Source organism: Streptomyces sp. NBC_00670 (genome assembly GCF_036226765.1).
Lineage (GTDB): Bacteria > Actinomycetota > Actinomycetes > Streptomycetales > Streptomycetaceae > Streptomyces.
This window is the reverse complement of the sequence record NZ_CP109017.1, coordinates 2389191-2414019: the sequence shown is the minus strand read 5'-3', so window position 1 is coordinate 2414019 and position 24829 is coordinate 2389191. Positions and strand designations below refer to the sequence as shown.

General features: G+C 72.6%; 23 protein-coding genes. 14 read left to right on the top strand and 9 right to left on the bottom strand.

Annotation, left to right across the window (positions count from 1 at the left end; translation table 11 throughout):
• The 13 genes from dnaJ to OIE12_RS10690 all read left to right on the top strand — a co-directional run bounded on the left by dnaJ (window position 1) and on the right by OIE12_RS10690 (window position 15020).
• Complete coding sequence (gene dnaJ / locus OIE12_RS10750) at window positions 1-1137, top strand: molecular chaperone DnaJ (RefSeq protein ID WP_329134139.1); 1137 nt, start codon at window positions 1-3, stop codon at window positions 1135-1137.
• A gap of 205 nt (window positions 1138-1342) precedes the next feature.
• On the top strand, window positions 1343-2428 hold the full coding sequence (locus OIE12_RS10745; protein WP_329134136.1) for a nitronate monooxygenase: 1086 nt from the start codon (window positions 1343-1345) through the stop codon (window positions 2426-2428).
• A complete protein-coding gene (locus tag OIE12_RS10740) occupies window positions 2425-3174 on the top strand; it encodes a 16S rRNA (uracil(1498)-N(3))-methyltransferase (protein ID WP_329134134.1) in 750 nt (249 codons plus the stop codon). Before OIE12_RS10745 ends, OIE12_RS10740 begins: the two co-directional genes overlap by 4 nt.
• Before the next feature lie 22 nt (window positions 3175-3196).
• Entirely contained in the window at window positions 3197-3589 is a 393-nt protein-coding gene (locus OIE12_RS10735) for a VOC family protein (protein ID WP_329134132.1), read from the top strand.
• Between the two features lie 75 nt (window positions 3590-3664).
• Window positions 3665-4210, top strand: a complete 546-nt coding sequence (locus OIE12_RS10730; protein ID WP_329134129.1) for a hypothetical protein — start codon at window positions 3665-3667, stop codon at window positions 4208-4210.
• 46 nt (window positions 4211-4256) lie between these two features.
• Window positions 4257-7457: a S41 family peptidase gene (locus tag OIE12_RS10725; protein WP_329134127.1), complete on the top strand. Its 3201-nt coding sequence runs from the start codon at window positions 4257-4259 to the stop codon at window positions 7455-7457.
• A 617-nt stretch (window positions 7458-8074) separates the two neighbouring features.
• Window positions 8075-8428 carry a histidine triad nucleotide-binding protein gene (locus OIE12_RS10720; RefSeq protein WP_329134125.1) on the top strand — a complete coding sequence of 118 codons (354 nt, stop codon included), beginning with the start codon at window positions 8075-8077 and terminating at the stop codon, window positions 8426-8428.
• 19 nt (window positions 8429-8447) lie between these two features.
• The gene (locus OIE12_RS10715; protein ID WP_329134123.1) at window positions 8448-9353 is read left to right on the top strand and encodes a ribonuclease Z; all 906 of its coding nucleotides are present in this window, start codon (window positions 8448-8450) and stop codon (window positions 9351-9353) included.
• Window positions 9354-9373: 20 nt separating this feature from the next.
• A complete protein-coding gene (locus OIE12_RS10710) occupies window positions 9374-10366 on the top strand; it encodes an adenosine deaminase (RefSeq protein WP_329134122.1) in 993 nt (330 codons plus the stop codon).
• A 232-nt stretch (window positions 10367-10598) separates the two neighbouring features.
• Complete coding sequence (locus tag OIE12_RS10705) at window positions 10599-11498, top strand: methyltransferase domain-containing protein (RefSeq protein WP_329134120.1); 900 nt, start codon at window positions 10599-10601, stop codon at window positions 11496-11498.
• 99 nt (window positions 11499-11597) lie between these two features.
• Window positions 11598-12494 carry a 5-dehydro-4-deoxyglucarate dehydratase gene (locus OIE12_RS10700; protein ID WP_329141850.1) on the top strand — a complete coding sequence of 299 codons (897 nt, stop codon included), beginning with the start codon at window positions 11598-11600 and terminating at the stop codon, window positions 12492-12494.
• Complete coding sequence (locus OIE12_RS10695) at window positions 12491-13786, top strand: glucarate dehydratase family protein (RefSeq protein ID WP_329134118.1); 1296 nt, start codon at window positions 12491-12493, stop codon at window positions 13784-13786. The genes OIE12_RS10700 and OIE12_RS10695 overlap by 4 nt, the downstream gene beginning before the upstream one ends.
• A 106-nt stretch (window positions 13787-13892) precedes the next feature.
• Window positions 13893-15020, top strand: a complete 1128-nt coding sequence (locus OIE12_RS10690) for a carbohydrate kinase family protein (protein WP_329134116.1) — start codon at window positions 13893-13895, stop codon at window positions 15018-15020.
• 115 nt (window positions 15021-15135) lie between these two features.
• On the opposite strand, the gene era is transcribed toward OIE12_RS10690, so the two are convergent.
• The 9 genes from era to OIE12_RS10645 all read right to left on the bottom strand — a co-directional run bounded on the left by era (window position 15136) and on the right by OIE12_RS10645 (window position 22647).
• Window positions 15136-16089, bottom strand: coding sequence for a GTPase Era (gene era, locus OIE12_RS10685; protein ID WP_329134113.1), 954 nt, complete (start codon window positions 16087-16089; stop codon window positions 15136-15138).
• A 57-nt stretch (window positions 16090-16146) separates the two neighbouring features.
• Window positions 16147-16500: a cytidine deaminase gene (locus OIE12_RS10680; protein ID WP_329134111.1), complete on the bottom strand. Its 354-nt coding sequence runs from the start codon at window positions 16498-16500 to the stop codon at window positions 16147-16149.
• 37 nt (window positions 16501-16537) lie between these two features.
• A complete protein-coding gene (locus OIE12_RS10675) occupies window positions 16538-16897 on the bottom strand; it encodes an MmcQ/YjbR family DNA-binding protein (protein WP_329134109.1) in 360 nt (119 codons plus the stop codon).
• The gene (locus OIE12_RS10670; protein ID WP_329134107.1) at window positions 16894-18201 is read right to left on the bottom strand and encodes a hemolysin family protein; all 1308 of its coding nucleotides are present in this window, start codon (window positions 18199-18201) and stop codon (window positions 16894-16896) included. Before OIE12_RS10670 ends, OIE12_RS10675 begins: the two co-directional genes overlap by 4 nt.
• A complete protein-coding gene (ybeY, locus tag OIE12_RS10665; protein WP_329134105.1) occupies window positions 18198-18695 on the bottom strand; it encodes an rRNA maturation RNase YbeY in 498 nt (165 codons plus the stop codon). The genes OIE12_RS10670 and ybeY overlap by 4 nt, the downstream gene beginning before the upstream one ends.
• A gap of 15 nt (window positions 18696-18710) precedes the next feature.
• Window positions 18711-19805 (bottom strand): PhoH family protein, encoded by a 1095-nt coding sequence (locus OIE12_RS10660; RefSeq protein ID WP_329134103.1) that lies wholly within the window; start codon window positions 19803-19805, stop codon window positions 18711-18713.
• Window positions 19806-19951: 146 nt separating this feature from the next.
• Window positions 19952-21292, bottom strand: coding sequence for a GH1 family beta-glucosidase (locus OIE12_RS10655; RefSeq protein WP_329134101.1), 1341 nt, complete (start codon window positions 21290-21292; stop codon window positions 19952-19954).
• Entirely contained in the window at window positions 21289-21555 is a 267-nt protein-coding gene (locus tag OIE12_RS10650; RefSeq protein ID WP_030382054.1) for a protealysin inhibitor emfourin, read from the bottom strand. Before OIE12_RS10650 ends, OIE12_RS10655 begins: the two co-directional genes overlap by 4 nt.
• A gap of 21 nt (window positions 21556-21576) precedes the next feature.
• The gene (locus tag OIE12_RS10645; protein ID WP_329134098.1) at window positions 21577-22647 is read right to left on the bottom strand and encodes a M4 family metallopeptidase; all 1071 of its coding nucleotides are present in this window, start codon (window positions 22645-22647) and stop codon (window positions 21577-21579) included.
• 312 nt (window positions 22648-22959) lie between these two features.
• On the opposite strand from OIE12_RS10645, the gene leuA reads away from it, so the two are divergent.
• Window positions 22960-24681, top strand: a complete 1722-nt coding sequence (gene leuA, locus OIE12_RS10640) for a 2-isopropylmalate synthase (RefSeq protein WP_329134096.1) — start codon at window positions 22960-22962, stop codon at window positions 24679-24681.
• Window positions 24682-24829 lie beyond the last annotated feature (148 nt).

Below are 24829 nucleotides of genomic sequence, written 5' to 3'. Positions count from 1 at the left end.
GTGGCCACGGACTACTACGCCGTACTCGGCGTGCGCCGCGACGCGTCGCAGGATGAGATCAAGAAGGCCTTCCGGCGGCTCGCCCGCGAGCTGCATCCGGACGTCAACCCCGATCCCAAGACGCAGGAGCGCTTCAAGGAGATCAACGCCGCCTACGAGGTGTTGTCGGACCCGCAGAAGAAGCAGGTCTACGACCTCGGCGGCGACCCCCTCTCGCAGAGCGGCGGGGGCGGTGCGGGCGGCTTCGGCGCCGGCGGCTTCGGCAACTTCTCCGACATCATGGACGCGTTCTTCGGCACGGCGTCGCAGCGCGGGCCGCGCTCGCGCACCCGCCGCGGCCAGGACGCGATGATCCGCATCGACGTCGAGCTCGACGAGGCGGCCTTCGGCACGACGAAGGACATCCAGGTCGACACGGCGGTCGTCTGCACGACCTGCAACGGCGAGGGCGCCGCGCCCGGCACCTCCGCGCAGACCTGCGACATGTGCCGCGGGCGCGGCGAGGTCTCGCAGGTCACGCGGTCCTTCCTCGGCCAGGTCATGACCTCCCGGCCCTGCCCCCAGTGCCAGGGCTTCGGCACGGTCGTGCCCACCCCGTGCCCGGAGTGCGCGGGCGACGGGCGGATCCGGTCCCGGCGCACGCTGACGGTGAAGATCCCCGCCGGTGTCGACAACGGCACGCGGATCCAGCTCGCGGGGGAGGGCGAGGTCGGGCCGGGCGGCGGGCCCGCCGGTGACCTCTACGTGGAGATCCACGAGACCGCGCACTCCATGTTCCAGCGGCGTGGGGACGATCTGCACTGCACGGTGACGATCCCGATGACGGCCGCGGCGCTCGGCACGAAGGTGCCGCTGGAGACGCTGGACGGTCTTGAGGAGGTCGACATCCGGCCCGGCACGCAGTCCGGGCAGTCGATCCCGCTGCACGGGCGGGGGGTCACCCACCTGCGCGGTGGGGGGCGTGGGGATCTCGTCGTGCATGTCGAGGTGCAGACGCCGGGGAAGCTCGATCCCGAGCAGGAGCGGTTGTTGCGGGAGCTGGCGAAGCTGCGGGGCGAGGAACGGCCGACGGGGCAGTTCCAGCCGGGGCAGCAGGGATTGTTCTCGCGCCTGAAGGACGCGTTCAACGGCCGCTAGCGGCCGGGGGTTGTCCGCACCGCCGCCGGGTGCGCGCGGGGGCGCGGGAGAGCTCGGGTGGGCGGGGTGCGTTGACGGGTGCGGGCGGGTCGTGGTTGCTCGCGCAGTTCCCCGCGCCCCTTGAGGGGCGCGGGGCGGCGGGGGCGGGAAAACCCTGCGGAACCGTCGATTCGGACTTGTCAGGGGGACGTGGCACCATGCGGGCATGTCCTCCCCGCTGACCGATCTGTTCCCGCACCCGATCGTGCAGGCCCCCATGGCCGGCGGCGTATCGGTCCCGCGGCTGGCCGCCGCCGTCAGCGACGCCGGTGGCCTCGGTTTCCTCGCCGCCGGCTACAAGACCGCCGACGGCCTCTACCAGGAGATCAAGCAGATCCGCGGCCTCACGGCCCGCCCCTTCGGCGTGAACCTCTTCCTCCCGCAGCCCGAACACGGCGACCCCGCCGCCGTCGAGGTCTACGCCCACCAGCTCGCCGGCGAGGCCGCCTGGTACGAGACGGAACTCGGCGACCGCGACAGCGGCCGCGACGACGGCTACGAGGCCAAGCTCGCCGTCCTCCTCGACAACCCCGTCCCCGTCGTCTCCTTCCACTTCGGCGCCCCCACCCGCGACACCGTCGACGCCCTGCACCGCGCCGGCACCTTCGTGCTGGCCACCGCCACCACCGCCGAGGAGGCCCTCGCCGTCCAGGAGTGCGGCGCCGACGGCGTGATCGCCCAGGGCACCGAGGCCGGCGGCCACCAGGGCACCCACCGAGACCTCGCCGAGAACGACGGCACCGGCATCGGACTGCTCGCCCTGCTCGCCCGGGTCCGCGAGACCGTAGCCCTGCCCGTCCTGGCCGCCGGCGGCCTGATGCGCGGCAGCCAGATCGCCGCCGTCCTCGCCGCCGGCGCCAGCGCGGCCCAGCTCGGCACCGCCTTCCTCGCCACCGACGAGTCCGGCGCCCACCCCCTGCACAAACAGGCGCTGACCGACCCCCTCTACGTCCGCACCGAGCAGACCCGCGCCTTCTCCGGCAGACCCGCGCGCGCCCTCGTCAACCGGTTCCTGCGGGAGCACGGCCGCTACGCGCCCGCCGCCTACCCCGAGGTCCACCACCTCACCGCCCCGCTGCGCCGCGCCGCCGCCGCGGCGGGCGACCCGCAGGGCATGGCGCTGTGGGCGGGCCAGGGCCACCGGCTGGCCCGCGCGCTGCCCGCCGGACAGCTCGTCGAACTGCTGGCGGCGGAACTCGACGCGGCGGCGGCCACCCTGCCGTCCCACCCGGCGGGAGGCACGGCCCGATGACGGCACCGGTGTTCGTCGTGGACGAACTGCGCGACACGGAACCCGAGTTCGTACTGGACGGCCCCGAGGGACGGCACGCCGTCTCGGTGAAGCGGCTGCGGCCCGGCGAGGACGTCGTCCTCACCGACGGGCGGGGCCGCTGGGCCGAGGGCGTCGTCAAGGCCGCCGAGGGCAAGGACCGCCTCGTCGTCACCGGCCTGGCACACGTGCGCGAGGAGCCGGCGGAGCAGCCCCGCATCACCGTCGTCCAGGCGCTGCCCAAGGGCGACCGGGGCGAACTCGCCGTGGAGACCATGACCGAGGTCGGCGTCGACACGATCGTGCCCTGGCAGGCGGCCCGCTGCATCACCCAGTGGAAGGGCGAACGGGGCCTGAAGGCGCTCGCCAAGTGGCGGGCCACCGCGCGCGAGGCCGGCAAACAGTCCCGCCGGGTCCGCTTCCCGGAGGTCGCGGACGCGGCGACGACCAGACAGGTTGCCGCACTTCTGGCCAAAGCCGACCTCGCCGCCGTACTGCACTCCGACTTCGAGTACGGCAGCACCCCGCTCGCCACCGCCGAACTCCCCGCCGCCGGCGAGATCGTGCTGGTCGTCGGCCCCGAAGGCGGCGTCGCCACCGACGAGTTGGCGCTGTTCCGGGAGGCGGGTGCGAAGGCGTACGTGCTGGGCCGTAGCGTGTTGCGCACCTCGACCGCCGGCACGGCGGCCGCCGCCCTGCTCCTCGGCCGCACCGGCCGCTGGTCGTAGAAGTCCTCGGGGGACCTCGTCCATGGAACTCGCCCAAGTCCGGCTGCTCGTCACCGACTTCGCCGCCTGCTACCGCTTCTACGCGGACGTCCTCGGCCTCAAGCCGCAGTCGGGCGCGGCGGACGGACCGTACGAGAAGTTCAGCCCGGCCACCGGCTCGGCGGGCATCGCGTTGCAGGACCGGGCGATGATGGCGCAGGTCCTGGACGAACTGGGCGACGAGGCCACCGGCCACCGCTCCCTCGTGGTGCTGCGGGTCGACGACCTGGACGCCTACTGCGCACAGATCGGTTCACGGGGCGCCACCGTGCTGCACGGCCCGGCGCCCATGACGGACCGGATGCGCGTGGCCCACCTCAAGGACCCCGAGGGCAACGTCGTCGAGTTGCAGGAGTGGCTGCTGCTGCGCGCCTGACGCGCGCGCCCTCCGCCGCCGGGGTGGCCGTATGCGCCCTACCGCCGCGCCGGAGGCGGTGGCAGGCTGCCGCGCATGAGGGCAATGACGCGCTCGAAGGGCGGCCGGGTGGCCGCCGTCGCCGGTCTCGTCGTGATCGCCGTCGGTGCCGTGGTCGCCTGCGAACCCGGCGCTCTCGGCGGGGTGTCGGTCGCGTACACCACCGACCAGACCGCGACGCACGAGCTGGAACGACGGCACGTCGACCTGAGCTGGCTGAGCTGCACCGCCGACTACGGGGACAAGGCGGCCACGAACAAGTCCCCCTCGGCGAAAGCCACGACCGTCGCCGCCGTCGACTGCCAGGGCAGGACGGACGACGGCAAGGACGTCACCGTCAAGGGCCGCGTCACGCGTGCGGTGGACGGCAAATGCGTGCGCGGCGAGCTGCGGGCCACCGTCGGCGGCAAGCAGGTCTTCCGCGTCGACGGCCTCGGCGACTGCGAGGGCGCGACCCCCACCCCGCCGGCCACCTACCGGCCGAACACCCCCGGCCGCCCCGGACCCACCGTCACGGTCACCGCCACCCGCACCATCTGGTGCCACGGCGACCCCACGTGCTGGCCCGTGGAGGGCAAGTGATCCGGAACCCTGTCCGCGCGGCCCGGTCGGTGCATAGGGTGAGCTGGTGACACAGCCCGCATCGCCCGCGTATCTCCGGTTCCCGCACCTGCACGGCGACACGGTCGCCTTCACCGCCGAGGACGACGTCTGGGTCGCGCCCCTGGACGGTGGCCGCGCCTGGCGCGTCAGCGCCGACAACGTCCCCGTGAACCATCCCCGCATCTCCCCGGACGGCACCCGGCTCGCCTGGACCTCCACCCGCGACGGCGCCCCCGAGGTGCACCTCGCGCCCCTGGACGGCGGGTCCACGACCCGCCTCACGTACTGGGGCACCAGAACCCAGGTCCGCGGCTGGACCCCCGACGGCGAGGTGCTCGCGCTCAGTACCCACGGCCAGTCCTCGCTGCGCCGCACCTGGGCCCGCGCGATCCCGCTCGACGGCGGCCCCGCCACCACCCTGCCCTACGGCCCGGTCGGCGACGTCGCGTACGGGCCGCACACCGTGCTGCTCTCGGCGCCCATGGGCCGGGAGGCCGCCTGGTGGAAGCGGTACCGCGGCGGCACCGCGGGCAAGCTGTGGATCGACCGCGAGGGCGACGGCGAATTCGTGCGCCTGCACGAGGAGTTGGACGGCAACCTGGAGTACCCGCAGTGGGTGGCCGACCGGCTCGCGTTCCTCTCGGACCACGAGGGCACCGGCGCCCTCTACTCCTCCCTCGCCGACGGCTCCGACCTGCGCCGGCACACGCCGATCGACGGTTTCTACGCGCGGCACGCGGCCACCGACGGCACGCGGGTCGTCTACTCCTGTGCCGGTGAGCTGTGGATCCTGGACGACCTCGACGGGGCCGAGCCGCGCCGCCTGGACATCCGGCTCGGCGGGCAGCGCGTCGACCTCCAGCCCCAGCCCGTCAGCGCCGCCCGCTGGTTCGGCGCCGCCGCCCCCGACCACACCGGCCGCGGCAGCGCCGTCGCCGTACGCGGGGCCGTGCACTGGGTCACCCACCGCTCGGGCCCCGCCCGCGCGCTCGCCGACGAGCACGGCGTACGCGCCCGGCTGCCGCGCACCTTCCGCTCCGAGGGCGAGGAGTGGGTGGTGTGGGTCACCGACGCCGAGGGCGAGGACGCGCTGGAGTTCGCGCCCGCCACCGGCAGCGCCCCCGGCGCCACCCCGCGCCGGCTCGCCGCCGGACAGCTCGGCCGGGTCCTCGGGCTCGCCATGGCGCCCGACGGCAGCAAGGCCGCCGTCGCCTCGCACGACGGGCGGATCCTGCTCGTCGAACGGGACAGTGGCGAGGTCCGCGAGGTCGACCGCAGCGAGGACGGCGAGGCGAGCGGGCTGGTCTTCTCGCCCGACTCCGCCTGGCTCGCCTGGTCCCACCCCGGCGCGCGCCCGCTGCGCCACCTCAAGCTCGCCAACACCGCCGACCTGTCGGTGACCGAGGCCACCCCGCTGCGGTTCCGCGACTTCTCGCCCGCCTTCACCCTCGACGGCAAGCACCTCGCGTTCCTCTCGGCCCGCTCCTTCGACCCGGTCTACGACGAACACGTCTTCGACCTGGCGTTCGTCGGCGGCGTACGCCCGCATCTGATCACGCTCGCCGCGACCACGCCGTCCCCCTTCGGACCGCAGCGGCACGGCCGCCCCTTCGACGCGCCCGACAAGGACGAGACCCCCGACAGCGAGGGCACCCCCAGCACCCGTATCGACCTCGACGGACTCGCCGACCGGATCGTGCCGTTCCCCGTCGAGGCCGCCCGCTACTCCACCCTGCGGGCCGCCAAGGACGGGGTGCTGTGGCTGCGCCACCCCCTCCAGGGCGTCCTCGGCTCCTCGCGCGCCACCCCCGAGGACCCCGACCCCAAGACCGACCTGGAGCGCTACGACCTCGTCCAGCAGCGCGTCGAACACCTCTCCGGGGACGCCGACCACTATGCCGTCACCGGCGACGGCAAACGCGTGCTGCTGTGGACCGACAGCCGGCTCAAGGTCGTCCCCAGCGACCGCCGTGCCTCCGCCGACGAGGACAGCGACACCAACATCTCCGTCGACCTCACCCGCATCCGGCAGACCGTCGACCCGGCCGCCGAGTGGCGGCAGATGTTCGACGAGACCGGCCGCCTCATGCGCGACAACTTCTGGCGGCCCGACCTCGGCGGCACCGACTGGTCCGCCGTGCTCGACCGTTACCGGCCGGTCCTGGACCGGCTCGCCACCCACGACGACCTCGTGGACCTGCTCTGGGAGGTCCAGGGGGAGCTGGGCACCTCGCACGCCTACGTCACCCCCGGCGGGGCCTGGGGCGGCTGGTCCGACCGGCGGCAGGGGCTGCTCGGTGCGGACATCTCCCGTCACAAAGACGGCAGTTGGCGCATCGACCGGGTGCTGCCCTCGGAGACCTCCGACCCCGACGCGCACGCCCCGCTCGCCGCGCCGGGCGTCGCCGTGCGCGCGGGCGACGCGATCGTCGCCGTCGGCGGGCGGCCCGTCGACCCCGTGACCGGGCCCGGGCCGCTGCTCGTCGGCACGGCGGGCAAACCGGTGGAGCTGACGGTGTCCCCGGCGGGCGGCGGCGACCTGCGGCACGCGGTCGTGGTGCCGCTGGAGGACGAGGAGCCGTTGCGCTACCACGCGTGGGTCGCCGACCGGCGGGCCTACGTCCACGAGAAGTCCGGCGGGCGGCTCGGGTATCTGCACGTGCCGGACATGGTCGGCTCCGGGTGGGCGCAGCTCCACCGGGACCTGCGGGTGGAGGTCGTGCGGGAGGGGCTCGTCGTGGACGTCCGGGAGAACCGGGGCGGGCACACGTCGCAGCTGGTGGTGGAGAAGCTGGCGCGGCGGATCGTGGGGTGGGATCTGCCGCGCGGGATGCGGCCGTACAGCTATCCGGAGGACGCGCCGCGCGGGCCCGTGGTGGCCGTCGCGAACGAGTTCTCCGGGTCGGACGGGGACATCGTGAACGCGGCGATCAAGGCGCTCGGGATCGGGCCGGTGGTGGGGACGCGGACGTGGGGCGGGGTCATCGGCATCGACAGCAAGTACCGCCTGGTGGACGGCACGTTGGTGACCCAGCCGAAGTACGCGTTCTGGTTGGAGGGGTACGGGTGGGGCGTGGAGAACCACGGCGTCGACCCGGACGTGGAGGTGGTGACGGCGCCGCAGGACTATGCGGCGGGCCGTGACCCTCAGCTGGACGAGGCGATCCGGTTGGCCCTGGCGGCCCTGGAGGAAACACCGGCGAAGCAGCCACCGGCGCTCCCGTAGGGTTTTTTCGCCCCCGCCGCCCCTACCCTTCCCCTCCCTGACAAGGGGCTCCGCCCCTTGTACCCCGGAGAGCTCGGGTGGGTGGGGTTGTGTGGGGGCGTGCGGGTGGGTGGGTGGTTGCTCGCGCAGTTCCCCGCGCCCCTGAAAAGCCCGGGGGTGCCCCCCGGCTTTTCAGGAACGCGGCGCAGCGCCGCCGTGCGGCTCCGCCGCGTGGGCGCGACGCCGGTGACTCGTGCCCCGTAAGGGGCGCGGGGCTGTGTTGATTTGCGGCTTCGCCGCGCGGGCGCGTCGCCGGTGACCCGTGCCAAGTAGGGGGCGCGGGGAACTGCGCGAGCAACCACGACGCACCCGCACCCGCCAACGAACCCACCCACCCGAGCTCTCATGCGACTCCCCACCCACCCGAGCTCTTCCGCACTCCCCACCCACCTCGAGCCCTCCGTATCCTTCCCACCCACCCCGAGCCTCCAGCGCCTCCCCGCCCGGAGGGCGTCGGGGTTGAAGGGGCGGAGCCCTTGGGGGACGGGACGGGTAGGGGCGGCGGGGGCGAAAAAACTCCCCGGTGCGGCCGATAGCATGCCCGCAGCGTGATCCACCCGCCCGCGAGGAGGAACCCCATGGCCGGAGAGCCGCAGGACGACTGCCTGTTCTGCAAGATCGTCGCGGGACAGGTCCCCGCCACGATCGTTCGCGAGACCGACACCACCCTCGCGTTCCGCGACATCAACCCCCAGGCCCCCACCCACGTCCTCGTCATCCCCAAGGCCCACCACGCCGACGCCGCCGCCCTCGCCACCGCCGACCCCACCCTCGCCGCGGACGTCCTCCGCGAGACCCACGCGGTCGCCACCGACGAAGGACTCGACAGCTACCGCATCGTGTTCAACACGGGCGCCGACGCCGGCCAGACCGTCTTCCACACCCACGCCCACGTCCTCGGCGGCCGCGGCCTCCAGTGGCCCCCCGGCTAGACAGAGGACGGAGGCCACCGTGTCCGCCCGCGAACTCGTCGTCCTCGGCACCGCCAGCCAGGTCCCGACCCGGCACCGCAACCACAACGGCTACCTGCTCCGCTGGGACGCCGAGGGCATCCTGTTCGACCCCGGCGAGGGCACCCAGCGACAGATGCTGCGCGCCGGCGTCGCCGCGCACGACCTGAACCGGATCTGCGTCACCCACTTCCACGGCGACCACTCCCTCGGCCTCGCCGGCGTCATCCAGCGCATCAACCTCGACCGCGTCCCGCACGAGATCACCGCCCACTACCCGGCCTCCGGGCAGCGGTTCTTCGAACGGCTGCGGTACGCGACGGCGTACCGCGAGACGGTCGCGCTCACCGAGGCCCCCGTCGACACCGACGGCGTCCTGGCGCGAACCCCCGCGTACACCCTGCACACCCACCGCCTCGACCACCCCGTCGAGTCCTACGGCTACCGCCTCGTCGAGCCCGACGGCCGCCGCATGCTGCCGGACCGGCTCGCCGCGCACGGCATCGCGGGCCCCGACATCGGCCGCATCCAGCGCGAGGGCTCCCTCGACGGGGTCCCGCTGGAGGCGGTGAGCGAGGAGCGGCGCGGACAGCGGTTCGCGTTCATCATGGACACCCGGCTGTGCGACGGCGTGCACGCCCTCGCCGAGGGCTGCGACCTCCTCGCCATCGAGTCGACCTTCCTCGACGAGGACGAGGAGCTGGCCACCGACCACGGCCACCTCACGGCGGGCCAGGCGGCCCGCGTCGCCCGGGACGCCGGCGTACGGCATCTCGTCCTCACCCACTTCAGCCAGCGCTACCCCGACCCCGCCGAGTTCGAGCGGCAGGCCCGGGCCGCCGGTTTCGCGGGCGAGCTGACCGTCGCCCGCGATCTCCAACGCGTACCGGTTCCGAAACGGGTGTGAAAGAGCCGTAAAATGCTCTGATGCCCATACCGAAAGCCGAACTGCACCTGCATATCGAAGGCACCCTGGAACCGGAGCTCGTGTTCGAGCTTGCCGCGCGCAACGGCGTGTCCCTGCCGTACGCCGACACGGACGCGCTCCGCGAGGCGTACCGGTTCGAGGACCTGCAGTCCTTTCTGAACCTGTACTACGAGCTGATGGCGGTCCTGCGCACCGAGCGGGACTTCGCCGACCTCGCCGACGCCTACCTCGCCCGGGCCGCCGCCCAGGGCGTGCGGCACGCGGAGATCTTCTTCGACCCGCAGGCCCACACCGCGCGCGGTGTGGAGATGGGCACGGTCGTCGAGGGGCTGTGGCGGGCGCTGGGCAGCAGCGCCCGGAACCACGGGATCTCCACCCGGCTGATCCTCTGCTTCCTGCGCGACGAGCCCGCCGAGTCGGCCCTGCGCACCCTGGACGAGGCCAAGCCCTACCTGGACCGCATCACCGGCATCGGACTCGACTCCGCCGAGGTCGGCAACCCGCCCGCGAAGTTCCGCGAGGTCTACGAGGCCGCCGCCGCGCTCGGTCTGCGCCGGGTGGCGCACGCGGGGGAGGAGGGCCCGCCGGAGTACATCACCGAGGCCCTCGACGTCCTCGGCGTGGAACGCGTCGACCACGGCCTGCGCTGCGTGGAGGACCCGGCGCTGGTCGAACGCCTGGTGCGCGACCGTATCCCGCTCACCCTCTGCCCCCTGTCCAACGTCCGCCTGCGCACGGTCGACCGCCTCGCCGACCACCCCCTCCCCGCCATGCTCGACGCCGGCCTCCTCTGCACGGTCAACTCCGACGACCCCGCCTACTTCGGCGGCTACGCCGGCGACAACTTCGACGGCGTACGGGACGAACTCGGGTTGGGGGAGTCCCGCCTCCGCGCACTGGCCCGCAACTCCTTCCTCGCCTCCTTCCTGGACGACGACGAGGAGCTGCGGGCGCGGTACCTGGCGGAGGTGGAGGCATACGCGTTCTCGTAGACTCCCGGCGTGGCATTCCTGAGCACCCCGCACTGCTGCTTCCTGTGACCGGAAGACACTGAGGGCGGCGCCGTCCGGCGCCGCCCTCCTTGGCGTGCCCGCGGCGTGCACGGCCCTTCCGGCGCCGCCCGTTCTCTTGTGAGGCGGCGACTTCCCCGGCTCCTGCGAGGCGGCGGCCTTCCGCGCGCGTGCGGGCACGGTTCCTTCCCTCCACCCCTGTCAGGAGTGCCCCGTGCCCGTGTCGTTTCCCCCTGCCCTCGTACGCTCCCTCGATCTGCTGCGCTGTCCGGCGTGCCGCACCCACCGTCTGTCCCCCGGCCCGCGGGGCACGCTGCGCTGCCCGGCGGGGCATGCCTTCGACGTCGCCCGGCACGGTTACGCCGCACTGCTGACGGGTGTCCGTGCCACCAGCGGTGACGACGCCGGCATGGTCCGGGCCCGGGAGCGGTTCCTGACCGGGGGCGGTTACGCGCCCGTCCGCCGGGCCGTGGCCGCTCTGGCGGCCGGGTCCCGGGCCGGGCGGGCGGACACGGTGCTGGACGTCGGGTGCGGCACCGGGTACTACCTGGCCGGGGTGCTCGACCGGCTGCCCGGCGCCCGTGGCCTCGGGCTGGACACCTCCGTGCGCGCACTGCGCGCGGCGGCCCGGGCCCATGAGCGGGCCGCCGCGGCGGCCTGGGACGTCTTCCGTCCCCTTCCGCTGGCCGACGCGGTGGTCGACGTCGTACTGGACGTGTTCGCGCCGCGCAGTCCGGCCGAGTTCCACCGGGTGCTCCGGCCGACCGGCCGGCTGGTCGTCGTCCGCCCCACCGAGCGGCACCTGGCCGAGCTGCGGGACCGGGTGCCCGCGATGGTCGCCGTCGATCCGGGCAAGGAGCGGCGTCTGCACCGGGCGCTCGATCCCTTCTTCGAGGCCGCCGACGACGAGCGGGTCGAGTACCGCATGGCCTTGGGCGCGACGGAGGCACTGGACCTCGTGGGCATGACGCCGTCCGCCCGGCACGTGAGCCGGGCCGCGCTGGAGGGCGGCGGGCTCCTCCCCGGCCCCGTCACCGTCTCCGTGCTGGCCACCGCCTACCGGCCCCGGCCTCGTTCCCGGTCCCGATTGACGGGACGCCGTTCGAGTATCTAACCTTCATCTGTATACGTGAATAACGTCTACGTAGGGAGATGAGCGAGGGTGAGCCTCGATGCCGGAGCCAGTGGCGTGGCGCAGCGGTTGCGGGACGGGATGGCGGGGGGTGTGCTGTCCTTCCCCCTGACCTCCTTCCACGAGGACGGCTCGCTCGATCCCGACGGGTTCCGGGACTACGTCGCCGGGCGGCTGGCCACCGCGCCCGGGGCCGTCTTCCCGGCCTGCGGGACCGGCGAGTTCTTCTCCCTGGACGAGGAGGAGTACCGGCAGGTCGTCACGGCGACCGTCGAGGCCGCGGCCGGGCGCGTGCCCGTGGTGGCCGGGACCGGGTACGGGTGGGCGCAGGCCGCCCGGTTCGCACGGATCGCCGAGGAGGCCGGCGCCGACGCGCTGCTCGTGCTGCCGCACTACCTCACCGCCGCCCCGCAGGACGGCCTGGTCGCCCAGCTCGCACAGTTGGCCGCCCGCACCCGGCTGCCGCTGATCGCCTACCAGCGCGGCCAGGTCGCCTACGGGCTCGACGCCTTCCGGCGGATCACAACGATCCCCGGCGTCATCGGGCTCAAGGACGGGCACAGCGACCTCGACCGCCTCCAGCGCCTCACCCTCACCGCCCCCGACGGCTTCCTCTTCTTCAACGGCGCCTCCACCGCCGAGATGCAGGCCCGCGCGTACGCCACCGTCGGCGTCCCCGCCTACTCCTCCGCCGTGCACGCCTTCGCGCCCGAGATCGCGAACGCCTTCTTCGCCGCCCTGCGCGACGGCGACGACGGCACGGTGGAGAAGCTGCTGCGCGACTTCTACGTCCCGCTCGTCGAACTGCGCGACCGCGTGCCCGGGTACGCCGTGTCCCTGGTCAAGGCCGCCGCCCGGCTGCGCGGCTGCCCGGTCGGCCCCGTGCGCGCCCCGCTCACCGCCCCCTCGGCCGCCGACCTGGCCGACCTCACCACCCTGCTGACGACCGGACTCGCCCTCGTAGGAGCCGCCCTGTGACCCGCGACCTCACCCTCACGGACGTCCGGCTGACGCCGATCCTCGTCGCCGACCCGCCGCTGCTCAACACCCAGGGCGTGCACCAGCCGTACACCCCCCGGCTGATCATCGAGGTCACCACCGCCGACGGCGTCACCGGCGTCGGCGAGACCTACGGCGACACCAAGTACCTCGAACTGGCCCGGCCGTTCGCCGCGAAACTGGTCGGGCACCGGCTCACCGACCTCAACGGGCTGTTCACACTCATGGACGAGGTCGCCGTCGACTCCTCCCACGTCTCCGGACAGGTCGACGTCGGCGGACTGCGCGGCGTCCAGACCGCCGACAAGCTGCGGCTGTCCGTCGTCTCCGGTTTCGAGGTGGCCTGCCTCGACGCGCTCGGCAGGTCCCTCGGCCTGCCCGTGCACGCGCTGCTCGGCGGCAAGGTCCGCGACGCCGTCGAGTACAGCGCCTACCTCTTCTACAAGTGGGCCGCCCACCCCGAGGGCGTCGCCTCGGAGCGGGACGACTGGGGCGCCGCCGTCGACCCGGCCGGAATCGTCGCGCAGGCACGGAAGTTCACCGAGCGGTACGGCTTCACCTCCTTCAAGCTCAAGGGCGGTGTCTTCCCACCCGAGCAGGAGATCGCCGCGATCCGCGCGCTCGCCGAGGCCTTCCCCGGCCACCCGCTGCGGCTCGACCCCAACGGCGCCTGGTCGGTTCAGACCTCGGTGAAGGTGGCGGCGGAACTCGGCGACGTCCTCGAATACCTGGAGGACCCGGCGCTCGGCACGCCCGCCATGGCAGAGGTCGCCGCCCGCACCGAGGTGCCGCTGGCCACCAACATGTGCGTGACGACGTTCGCGGAGATCAAGGAGGCGTTCACCAAGGACGCCGTACAGGTCGTCCTCTCCGACCACCACTACTGGGGCGGACTGCGCCACACCCAGCAACTCGCCGCGCTGTGCCGCACGTTCGGCGTCGGCGTGTCCATGCACTCCAACACCCACCTCGGCATCAGCCTCGCCGCCATGACCCATGTCGCGGCCACCGTCCCGAACCTCCACCACGCCTGCGACTCGCACTACCCCTGGCAGTCCGAGGACGTCCTCACCGAACGGCTGACGTTCGACGGCGGCAAGGTGACGGTCTCCGACGCCCCCGGCCTCGGCGTCGAACTCGACCGCGACCGGCTCGCGTTCCTGCACCGCCGCTGGCTGGACGACGACGGCGGACTGCGCGAGCGGGACGACGCGGCCGCCATGCGGATCGCCGACCCGGCGTGGGTCACCCCGGTCGTACCGCGCTGGTAGCGGGCCCTGCCGCACGGGGGCGGGGGTGCGCGGGCGCGCGTACCCCCGCCGGACGGGCCCGGTGGTGCACACTGGCCGGAACCGCACCACGTTCAGGGAGCGCACCGTGACCCCGTCCACCGGAGAGGGACCGCACAGCCCCGCCCACGTCGACCCGCTGGCCGCCCTGCGCGCCCCGGGCGATCCGCCCTGGGACGTGTACCTCACCGGCACCGTCTTCCTGGACATCGTCTTCACCGGACTCGACTCCGCCCCCGTGCGCGGCACCGAGTCCTGGGCGCGCGGCATGGGCTCCAGCCCCGGCGGCGTCGCCAACATGGCCACCGCGCTGGCCCGGCTCGGCCTGCGCACCTCCCTCGCCGCCGCGTTCGGCGACGACCACTACGGCGAGTACTGCTGGGACGCCCTCGCACAGGGCGAGGGCATCGACCTCACCCTCTCCCGGACGGTCCCCGGCTGGCACTCCCCGGTCACCGTCTCCATGGCGTACGAGGGGGAGCGCACGATGGTCTCCCACGGGCACGAGCCGCCGCAGGAGGCGGCGCTCGCCCAGGAGAGCGCCCCCGACCACCCGCCGCGCGCCCGCGCCGCGATCGCCTCGCTCGTGCCGGGCGTCCCGGCCCCCTGGATCGCCGAGGCCGCCCGCACGGGCACACGCATCTTCGCCGACGTCGGCTGGGACGACACCGGAGCCTGGGACCTGGCAGGACTCACCGACCTCGCGCACTGCGAGGCGTTCCTGCCCAACGCGGAGGAGGCCATGCGCTACACCGGCGCCGACTGCCCGCGCGCCGCCGCCCGCGCGCTCACCGCACACGTGCCGGTGGCCGTGGTGACCCTGGGCGCGGAAGGGGCGTACGCGGTGGACGCGCGCACCGGCGAGACGGCGGAGGTGCCCGCGATCGCGGTGGAGGCCCTCGACCCGACCGGCGCCGGCGACGTTTTCGTGGCCGGCTTCGTCACCGGCTCCCTGGCCGGCTGGCCGCTCGCCGACCGCCTCGCCTTCGCCGGCCTCACCGCCGCCCTCTCCGTCCAGGAGTTCGGCGGCTCCCTCTCGGCACCCGGCTGGTCGGAGGTGGCGGCGTGGTGGCGCCGCGTCCAGTCGTACGACGACCAGGACCCGACGGCCCTGCGCCGTTACGCCTTCCTCGCCGACCTGCTCCCCATGGACCACGTACGCCCCTGGCCGCTCCGCAGAGCGGTCCCGACAATCGGCTTCGGCAGGTCGGTATAAGGGGCGCGGGGCTGTGTCGATCTACGGCTCCGCCGCGCGGGCGCAATCTTTCAGGGGGTCCGGGGGCGCAGCCCCCGGGGAAGGGTAGGGGCGGCGGGGGCGGAAAATCCCCCCGTCAGAACCCCAGCCGCCGCAACTGCTTCGGATCCCGCTGCCAGTCCTTGGCGACCTTCACATGAAGGTCCAGGAAAACCGGCGTCCCCAGCAACGCCTCGATCTGCTTCCGCGACTTGATCCCCACGTCCTTCAGCCGCTTCCCCTTCGGCCCGATGATGATCCCCTTCTGACTGGGCCGCTCGATGAACACGTTCGCGTGGATGTCGAGCAGGGGCTTGTCGGCGGGCCGGTCCTCGCGCGGCAGCATCTCCTCCACCACCACCGCGATCGAGTGCGGCAGCTCGTCCCGCACCCCCTCCAGCGCCGCCTCCCGGATCAGCTCGGCCACCATGACCTGCTCGGGCTCGTCCGTCAGATCGCCCTCGGGGTAGAGCGCGGGCCCCTCGGGCAGCAGCGGGATCAGCAGGTCGGCCAGCAGGTCCACCTGCTTGCCTCCCGTCGCCGACACCGGCACGATCTCCGCCCAGGTGATCCCCAGCTCCTTGCCGAGCTGGTCGATCGCGATGAGCTGCTCGGCCAGCGCCTTGGAGTCCACCAGGTCCGTCTTGGTGACGATGGCGACCTTGGGCGTCCGCTTGATCCCGGCCAGTTCCTTGGCGATGAACCGGTCGCCCGGGCCGAGCTTCTGGTCGGCCGGGAGGCAGAAGCCGATCACGTCGACCTCCGCCCAGGTCGCCCGTACGACGTCGTTGAGCCGCTCGCCGAGCAGCGTGCGCGGCTTGTGCAGCCCCGGGGTGTCCACCAGGATGAGCTGCGCGTCCGGCCGGTGCACGATGCCGCGCACCGTGTGCCGCGTCGTCTGCGGCCGGTTGGAGGTGATCGCCACCTTCTGGCCGACCAGAGCGTTCGTCAGGGTGGACTTGCCCGCGTTGGGGCGGCCCACGAAGCAGGCGAAACCGGCACGGTGGACGGCCTCGGCCGGCTCTTCGGAGGACTGGGTAGCAACGCTCATGGCGCCCATTGTCCCTGATCCACGGAGCCCCGCCGCACCGGCCGCATCCGGGCGCGCTCAGCCCGCCGCGAGCGACTCCCGCACCGCCCCGTCCGGCCCTGCCAGATGGACCGGCGTGCCAGCACCGCCGAGATCCCGCACCGCCGCCAGATCCTCCGCCGGAACGCCGCCCGCCTCGGACACCACCGCCGCCGCCTCCAGGGACTTCGCCCCGGACGCCACCGCCATCGCCACCGCCGTGCGCAGCGCGCTCAGCCGGAGCGAGGCAAGCTCCACGCTCCCCGCCACATACGTACGCCCCGTCTCGTCCCGCACGGCAGCACCCTCGGGCACACCGTTGCGGGCCCGGGCCGACCGGGCCAGGGTGACGATCTTGCGGTCCTCGGCGTCGAGCGCGTTGCTGTCGGTCATGCCCCGAGCATACGAACCCGGCCGCCCGGCGCGTGCCTCAGGGGCGGTCGAGGCGGAGCCGCTCCGCCCGCGGCAACCCCGCCACCACCAGGTCGTAGGAGTCCTCCACCAGCTCCCGCACCAGCCGGTCCGGCAGCGACCCGTCCACCGTGACGGTGTTCCAGTGCCGCTTGTTCATGTGGTACCCGGGAACGATCAGCCCCGCATGCTCCTCCCGGAGCCGCACCGTGTCCTCCGGGTCGCACTTCAGGTTGACCGTCAGCGGCCGCGCCCCCAGGTTCGTCAGCGCGAACATCTTCCCCAGCACCTTGAAGACGGAGGTGTCCGGGTTGAAGGGGAAGTCCTCCACCACCGCGTTGAAGGACAGGCACAGGGCGCGCAGCCGCTGCGGGGTCACTCGGACCGCGCCTCCTCCCGGTCCGGCACCGCGGCCGGCACCACCGGCTCCACCAGCACCGTCACGATCTTGTTCCGCCGCCCGGCCGCCGCCTCCGCCGTCAGCCGCAGCCGGCGCCCGTCGGGCAGCTCGACCTCCGAGGACGCGCCCGCGATGGGCACCCGGCCGAGCGCCTTGGCAAGCAGGCCGCCCACCGTCTCCACATCCTCGTCGTCGTACTCCTCGACGCCGTACAGCTCGCCGAGGTCGCCGATGTCCAGGCGCGCGGTGACCCGGAAGCGGTCCCCGCCCAGCTCCTCCACCGGCGGCAGCTCGCGGTCGTACTCGTCGGTGATCTCGCCGACGATCTCCTCGAGGATGTCCTCGATGGTGACGATGCCCGCCGTGCCGCCGTACTCGTCGATCACGACGGCCACGTGGTGGCGCTCCTGCTGCATCTCGCGCAGCAGATCGCCCGCGTTCTTCGTGTCGGGCACGAAGGACGCCGGCCGCATCGCCGTGGAGACCAGGTCGCTCTCCGCGTCCCGGCTGATGTGCGTCTTGCGGGCCAGGTCCTTGAGGTAGACGATCCCGACGATGTCGTCCTCGCTGTCCCCGGTCACCGGGATGCGCGAGAAGCCGGAGCGCAGCGCCAGCGTCAGCGCCTGCCGGATCGTCTTGTACCGCTCGATGACCACCAGGTCCGTGCGCGGCACCATCACCTCGCGCACCAGCGTGTCGCCCAGCTCGAAGACCGAGTGCACCATGCGGCGCTCCTCGTCCTCGATCAGCGACTCCGCCTCCGCGAGGTCCACCAGCGCCCGCAGCTCCGCCTCGGAGGCGAACGGGCCCCGGCGGAAGCCCTTGCCGGGGGTGAGCGCGTTGCCGATGAGGATGAGCAGCGAGGGCAGCGGGCCGAGGACCCGGGCCAGCGGCACCAGCACGTACGCGGCCACCGTCGCCGTGTTCAGCGGGTGCTGGCGGCCGATGGTGCGCGGCGAGACGCCGACCGCCACGTACGACACCAGCACCATCACCGCGATGGCGACGGTCAGCGCCTCCGCCGTGCCGTCGAACTCCTTCAGACAGGCGTACGTCACCACGGCCGCGGCGGCCATCTCGCAGGCCACCCGCAGCAGCAGCGCCAGGTTGAGGTAGCGCGTCGGGTCGGCGGCGACCTGCGCCAGCCGGGCCCCGCCGCGCCGCCCGGACCGTACGGCCTCCTCGGCGCGGAAGCTGGAGATCCGCGCCAGGCCCGCCTCCGCGCAGGCGGCGAGCCAGGCGACGACGACCAGGGCGACGGCCCCGGCGATCAGCTGGGTCATGAGACGGTCGGGGCCGGGGACTGGCCGGTCATGCCCTTCTCCGCCCGCCAGCCGTCCACGATGGCGGCCTGCAGACCGAACATCTCGGCCTTCTCGTCGGGCTCCTCGTGGTCGTAGCCCAGCAGATGCAGCACCCCGTGCACGGTGAGCAGCTGCAGTTCCTCGTCCATGGAGTGCTGCGTGGGCGCCTCGGCGCCCTGCTTGGCCGCGACCTCGGGACAGAGCACGATGTCACCGAGGAGGCCCTGCGGGGGCTCGTCGTCGTCCTTGCCCGGCGGACGCAGTTCGTCCATCGGGAAGGACATCACGTCCGTGGGCCCCGGCAGGTCCATCCACTGCCGGTGCAGCTGCTCCATGGCGTCGGCGTCCACGACGATCACCGAGAGCTCGGAGAGCGGGTGGATGCGCATCCGCGCGAGGGCGTGGCGGGCGATGTCGAGGATCGCCTGCTCGTCGACCTCGGTTCCGGACTCGTTGTTGACGTCGATCGACATGGTCGTGCCGTGTCTCTACTTCCCCTTGTGCCCGGACGACCGGCCCCGGCCGCCCTTGTCGCCCCGCTCGGGGCTCTTGTGGGTGCCGTTCTCGGTGCCGTGCGTGCTGTCGTACTTCTCGTAGGCGTCGACGATACGGCCGACCAGCTTGTGCCGGACGACATCCTGCGACGACAGCCGGGAGAAGTGGACGTCGTCCACGCCCTCCAGGATGTCCTGCACCTGCCGCAGACCGGACTTGGTGCCGCTCGGCAGGTCCACCTGCGTCACGTCACCCGTGATCACGATCTTCGAGTCGAAGCCGAGCCGGGTGAGGAACATCTTCATCTGCTCGGGCGAGGTGTTCTGGGCCTCGTCCAGGATGATGAAGGCGTCGTTCAGCGTCCGGCCGCGCATGTACGCCAGCGGGGCGACCTCGATCGTGCCCGCCGCCATCAGCCGCGGGATCGAGTCGGGGTCGAGCATGTCGTGCAGCGCGTCGTAGAGCGGGCGCAGATACGGGTCGATCTTCTCGTAGAGCGTGCCGGGCAGGAAGCCCAGGCGCTCGCCGGCCTCGACCGCCGGGCGGGTCAGGATGATCCGGTTGACCTGCTTGGACTGCAGGGCCTGGACCGCCTTGGCCATGGCGAGATACGTCTTGCCCGTACCGGCGGGGCCGATGCCGAAGACGATCGTGTGCTTGTCTATCGCGTCGACGTACCGCTTCTGGTTGAGCGTCTTGGGGCGGATCGTGCGGCCGCGCGAGGACAGGATGTTCTGCGTGAGCACCTGTGCCGGCGTCTCCTGGCCGTCGCCCTCGCCGTTCTCGCTCGCCTTGAGCATGGCGATCGACCGTTCCACCGCGTCCTCCGTCATCGGCTGTCCGGTGCGGAGCACCAGCATCATCTCGTCGAACACGCGCTGGACGAGGGCCACCTCGTGGGTGTCGCCGACCGCGCTGATTTCGTTGCCCCGGACATGGATGTCCGTCTCGGGGAACGCCTTCTCGATCACGCGCAGCAGAGAGTCTCCGGAGCCCAGCACGGTCACCATGGGGTGCTGGGCGGGCACGGTGATCTGCGCTCGTGCCTGCCCCTTCGCGGGGTCGTGCGCTGTGGATGTCTGAGTCATGGGCCGGCTCTGTAGGCCTTGCTCGTCCTCCTCGGAACGTCTCGCCCGCCACACGGGCGCCCTGGTGATTCCAGTCATTCCAGGGTACGACGCGACACTGACAGTGCCGTAGGACTTTTCCGGGCCCGGGGGCCCAGCGCGCCTGCTCAGCCGCGCTGGGCCCGCAGCGCCTCCCGCAGCCAGTGGTACGACGCCTTCGGGGTCCGCTCCAGCGTCGCGAAGTCCACGTGCACCAGGCCGAAGCGCCGGGCGTACCCCTCCGCCCACTCGAAGTTGTCCAGCAGCGACCACACGAAGTAGCCCCGTACGTCCACGCCCGCCTCGATCGCCTCGTGCAGCGCGCGCACGTGCCCGTCGAGGTAGGCGATCCGCTCCCGGTCGTCCAGGCCCTCGTAGGAGCAGCCGTTCTCCGTGATCGTCACCGGGGGCAGCCGGTCGCCGTAGCGGTCGCGGAAGGCGGTGAGCAGTTCGGTGAGCCCCTCCGGGACCACCGGCCAGCCGAAGTCCGTCACCGGGCGGCCCTCGATCTCCCGCACCGAGAAGGGCAGTTCGGCGGGCATCGTGACGCCCCCGAACTCGATCTCCGTGCCCTGCGGGGCGCCCACCCGGGTCGGTGCGTAGTAGTTGATCCCGTACCGGTCGATCGGCTCGGCGATCACCTTCAGGTCGGCCTCCACCTGGGCCGCCGTGCCCGGCATCAGCTCGCCGAGGCCGTCGGGGTAGGCGCCGAGCAGCAGCGGGTCGGCGAAGAGGCGGTTCAGGAGCAGGTCGTAGAAACCGGCCGCCTCCAGATCCGCCGGGTCCTGGGAGGCCGGCCAGGTCGGACCGTGGGAGTTGGCGATCCCGACGTCCTCAGCCCCGGCCGCGCGCAGCGCCCGTACCGCCAGGCCGTGCGCCAGGAGCTGGTGGTGGGCGACGGGCAGCGCGTCGAAGAGCAGCCGGTGGCCGGGGGCGTGGATGCCGAGCGCATGGCCGAGGAGGGTGTGCTCGGCGGGCTCGTTGAGCGTGAGCCAGGTGGGCACGCGGTCGCCGAGCCGTGCGGCGACCCGGGCCACGTACTCCGCGAACCGCTCCGCCGTCTCCCGCGACCGCCAGCCCCCGGCCTCCTCCACGGCGAGCGGCAGGTCCCAGTGGAAGAGGGTCGGCACCGGCCGTACGCCGGCCGCGCACAGCTCGTCCACCAGGCGGTCGTAGAAGTCCAGGCCACCGGGGTCGTTGACGCGCGGCCAGGAGACCGAGAAGCGGTACGCGTCCACGCCGAGGCCGCGCAGCAGCGCCACGTCCTCGGCGTGGCGGTGGTAGTGGTCGCAGGCCACCGCCGCCGTCGAGCCGTCCTTCACGCGCCCCGGCGCGGCGGTGAACGCGTCCCACACGGACGGCTCGCGCGCGTCCGCCGCCCCCTCGATCTGGTGCGCCGAGGTGGACACGCCCCACAGGAACCCGGCCGGGAACCGGGGGAGCGGCGAGGGTGCCGGGGCCGGGCTCACGCGCCCTCCTTGAGCACGCGGGAGACCAGCTCGCGCTGCGCCTCGGTCAGCCGGGGGTCCGCGCAGTACACCGTCGTCCCGTCGACCGTGATCCGGTAGCCGAAGCCGTCCGGGACGCCGGACGGGGGCCGGTCCCGGCCGCCCGCCAGCGCCCGCTCGGCCAGCGCCCGCCACTCCCCGGCGTCGGGCCGCCCGGCGGTGTCCACCTCGGCCCGCCGCTCGATGCCCGCGAAACCCCCGGTACGCCTCACCTGAATCCGCATGGCGTTCTGTGTAGTACGGATCTACAGCGTGCGCACCCCCACCTGCTCCCACGCCTTGAGGACGGCCTGGAGCTCCTTGCCCGCGCCGTACCGCTCGCGGGCGGCGGAGACGGTGAGGGTGGCGAAGTCGACGAACAGGGCGTCCTCGTGCAGTTCGCCGCCGGTCAGCACGTCGTACCAGACCTGTCCGGCCCGTTCCCAGGCGTGGCCGCCGAGCGCGGTGGCGGCCAGGTAGAAGGCGTGGTTGGGGATGCCGGAGTTGATGTGCACGCCGCCGTTGTCGCTGCCGGTGTGCACGTAGTCCTCCATCGTGCCCGGCTGCGGGTCCTTGCCGAGGACGTCGTCGTCGTACGCCGAGCCCGGCTCCTTCATCGAGCGCAGCGCCGTGCCGGTGACGCGGGGCGCGAGGAGCCCGGCGCCGATCAGCCAGTCCGCCTCGGCGGCGGTCTGGCCGAGGGTGTACTGCTTGATCAGCGAGCCGAAGACGTCCGACAGCGACTCGTTGAGCGCGCCGGACTGGCCGAAGTAGGCGAGGTTGGCGGTGTGCTGGGTGACGCCGTGGGTCAGCTCGTGGCCGATGACGTCGACGGGGAGGGTGAAGTCGAGGAAGATCTCCCCGTCCCCGTCGCCGAACACCATCTGCTCGCCGTTCCAGAAGGCGTTGTTGTAGTCCTCGTCGTAGTGCACGGTGGCGTCGAGCGGCAGTCCGGAGCCGTCGATGGAGTCGCGGCCGTACGCCTTGAGGTACAGGTCGAACGTGGCGCCGAGGCCCGCGTGGGCGCGGTTGACGGTGGCGTCGGCGGTCGGCTCGTCGCCCTCCCCGCGCACCTTCCGGCCGGGCAGCTCCGTGCCGTGGCCGGCGTCGTAGACCGTGCGGTGCGGCTTCCCGTCCTCGGCGCCGGGACGCGCGGCGACGGCGGCCGCTCCGACGACGGTGGTCAGCCGCCGGCGGGTGCGCTCCAGCGCGTCACGCTCCAGCGTGCGCCGGGCGGGACGGGCGAGCGCCGGATCCCCGTGCCGGGCGAGCCGGTCGAGGACGTGCGGCGGAACGATGGAACAGAAGACAGGCGCGGGGCCCCCGTGTTGAGTCATACGGCAACGATTGCACTGCGTTACCTGATTGTCACCAGGTGCTACCGGAATTGGTGAACGGCGGAACGTGGGCTGACGCGCGGGGGCCGCGGGAAAGAGCCCCCGGTCCCGCATACTGATACGGGGCCCCGCCCACCGCACCGGCTCCGCTAGCATGCGGAGCATCATGCGTATCGGGCTGCTTCTCCTTAGCTGCCGCGGCGAGGGCCTGTAGTCGAGGCCGACCCCCTCCCCGCGGAGTTCGGCGTTGCGCCGTCGGCCGTCCCTTCCGGACCCGCTGACCCGCGGACACTTCGAGGAGCCCACGCCACCATGGCAAACCGCCAGCAGCCCAGCACCATGCCGATCCACAAGTACGGCCGCTACGACCAGGTCGACATCCCCGACCGCACCTGGCCGGAAGCGCGCATCACCACCGCCCCCCGCTGGCTCTCCACCGACCTGCGCGACGGCAACCAGGCCCTGATCGACCCCATGTCGCCCGCGCGCAAGCGCGCGATGTTCGACCTGCTGGTGAAGATGGGCTACAAGGAGATCGAGGTCGGCTTCCCGGCCTCCGGTCAGACCGACTACGACTTCGTGCGCTCGATCATCGAGGAAGAGGGCGCGATCCCGGACGACGTCACGATCTCCGTACTGACCCAGGCCCGCGAGGACCTGATCGAGCGGACCGTGGAGTCCCTGAAGGGCGCCAAGCGGGCCACCGTCCACCTGTACAACGCGACCGCGCCGGTCTTCCGCCGGGTCGTCTTCCGCGGCTCCAAGGACGACATCAAGCAGATCGCCGTCGACGGCACGCGTCTGGTGATGGAGTACGCGGAGAAGCTGCTGGGCCCGGAGACGGAGTTCGGCTACCAGTACAGCCCCGAGATCTTCACCGACACCGAGCTGGACTTCGCGCTGGAGGTCTGCGAGGCGGTGATGGACGTCTACCAGCCCGGACCGGGCCGCGAGATCATCCTCAACCTGCCCGCCACCGTCGAGCGTTCCACCCCGTCCACGCACGCGGACCGCTTCGAGTGGATGCACCGCAACCTCTCCCGCCGCGAGCACGTCTGCCTGTCGGTGCACCCGCACAACGACCGCGGCACGGCCGTGGCGGCGGCGGAGCTGGCCGTCATGGCCGGCGCCGACCGCGTCGAGGGCTGCCTGTTCGGGCAGGGCGAGCGCACCGGCAACGTCGACCTGGTCACCCTGGGCATGAACCTGTTCTCCCAGGGCGTCGACCCGCAGATCGACTTCTCCCAGATCGACGAGATCCGCCGCACCTGGGAGTACTGCAACCAGATGGAGGTCCACCCGCGCCACCCGTACGTGGGCGACCTGGTCTACACGTCCTTCTCCGGCTCCCACCAGGACGCCATCAAGAAGGGCTTCGACGCCATGGAGGCCGACGCGAAGGCCAAGGGCGTCACCGTCGACGACATCGAGTGGGCGGTCCCGTACCTGCCGATCGACCCCAAGGACGTCGGCCGCTCCTACGAGGCCGTCATCCGCGTCAACTCGCAGTCCGGCAAGGGCGGCATCGCGTACGTCCTGAAGAACGACCACAAGCTGGACCTGCCGCGCCGGATGCAGATCGAGTTCTCGAAGATCATCCAGGCGAAGACGGACGCCGAGGGCGGCGAGATCACTCCCGCCGACATCTGGGCGACCTTCCAGGACGAGTACCTGCCCAACCCGGACAACCCCTGGGGCCGCGTCCAGGTCAGGACGGGGCAGTCGACCACGGACACCGACGGCGTGGACACGCTCACGGTCGAGGCGACGGTCGACGGCGAGGACACGGTCCTGACCGGCTCCGGCAACGGCCCGATCTCCGCGTTCTTCGACGCCCTGCAGTCCCTCGGCATCGACGTACGGCTGCTGGACTACCAGGAGCACACGATGAGCGAGGGGGCCTCCGCGCAGGCCGCCTCCTACATCGAATGTGCGATCGACGGGAAGGTCCTGTGGGGGATCGGGATCGACGCGAATACGACACGTGCCTCGCTGAAGGCGGTCGTCTCGGCGGTCAACCGCGCCGCCCGCTGAACCGGCCCTCCGGCCCTGACCTCGGCGTCTTTGACCCCTGTTCGCCTTTTCCGGCGGGCGGGGGTCCGTCGTCGGACCGTCGGCAACCGGCCAATCCGTGTAAGGGTCACACATAGGTCTCGTCCAAGGTACTGACTACGCGTCGACG

Coding starts and splice junctions, on each gene's coding strand:
- OIE12_RS10650 (WP_030382054.1), bottom strand. CDS start 21,555: ATGCGGATTCAGGTGAGGCGTACCGGGGGTTTCGCGGGCATCGAGCGG.
- OIE12_RS10680 (WP_329134111.1), bottom strand. CDS start 16,500: ATGACCGACAGCAACGCGCTCGACGCCGAGGACCGCAAGATCGTCACC.
- OIE12_RS10700 (WP_329141850.1), top strand. CDS start 11,598: ATGGCGGGGGGTGTGCTGTCCTTCCCCCTGACCTCCTTCCACGAGGAC.
- OIE12_RS10745 (WP_329134136.1), top strand. CDS start 1,343: ATGTCCTCCCCGCTGACCGATCTGTTCCCGCACCCGATCGTGCAGGCC.
- OIE12_RS10740 (WP_329134134.1), top strand. CDS start 2,425: ATGACGGCACCGGTGTTCGTCGTGGACGAACTGCGCGACACGGAACCC.
- OIE12_RS10645 (WP_329134098.1), bottom strand. CDS start 22,647: ATGACTCAACACGGGGGCCCCGCGCCTGTCTTCTGTTCCATCGTTCCG.
- OIE12_RS10710 (WP_329134122.1), top strand. CDS start 9,374: ATGCCCATACCGAAAGCCGAACTGCACCTGCATATCGAAGGCACCCTG.
- era (WP_329134113.1), bottom strand. CDS start 16,089: ATGAGCGTTGCTACCCAGTCCTCCGAAGAGCCGGCCGAGGCCGTCCAC.
- leuA (WP_329134096.1), top strand. CDS start 22,960: ATGGCAAACCGCCAGCAGCCCAGCACCATGCCGATCCACAAGTACGGC.
- ybeY (WP_329134105.1), bottom strand. CDS start 18,695: ATGTCGATCGACGTCAACAACGAGTCCGGAACCGAGGTCGACGAGCAG.
- OIE12_RS10720 (WP_329134125.1), top strand. CDS start 8,075: ATGGCCGGAGAGCCGCAGGACGACTGCCTGTTCTGCAAGATCGTCGCG.
- OIE12_RS10670 (WP_329134107.1), bottom strand. CDS start 18,201: ATGACCCAGCTGATCGCCGGGGCCGTCGCCCTGGTCGTCGTCGCCTGG.
- OIE12_RS10735 (WP_329134132.1), top strand. CDS start 3,197: ATGGAACTCGCCCAAGTCCGGCTGCTCGTCACCGACTTCGCCGCCTGC.
- OIE12_RS10730 (WP_329134129.1), top strand. CDS start 3,665: ATGAGGGCAATGACGCGCTCGAAGGGCGGCCGGGTGGCCGCCGTCGCC.
- OIE12_RS10660 (WP_329134103.1), bottom strand. CDS start 19,805: ATGACTCAGACATCCACAGCGCACGACCCCGCGAAGGGGCAGGCACGA.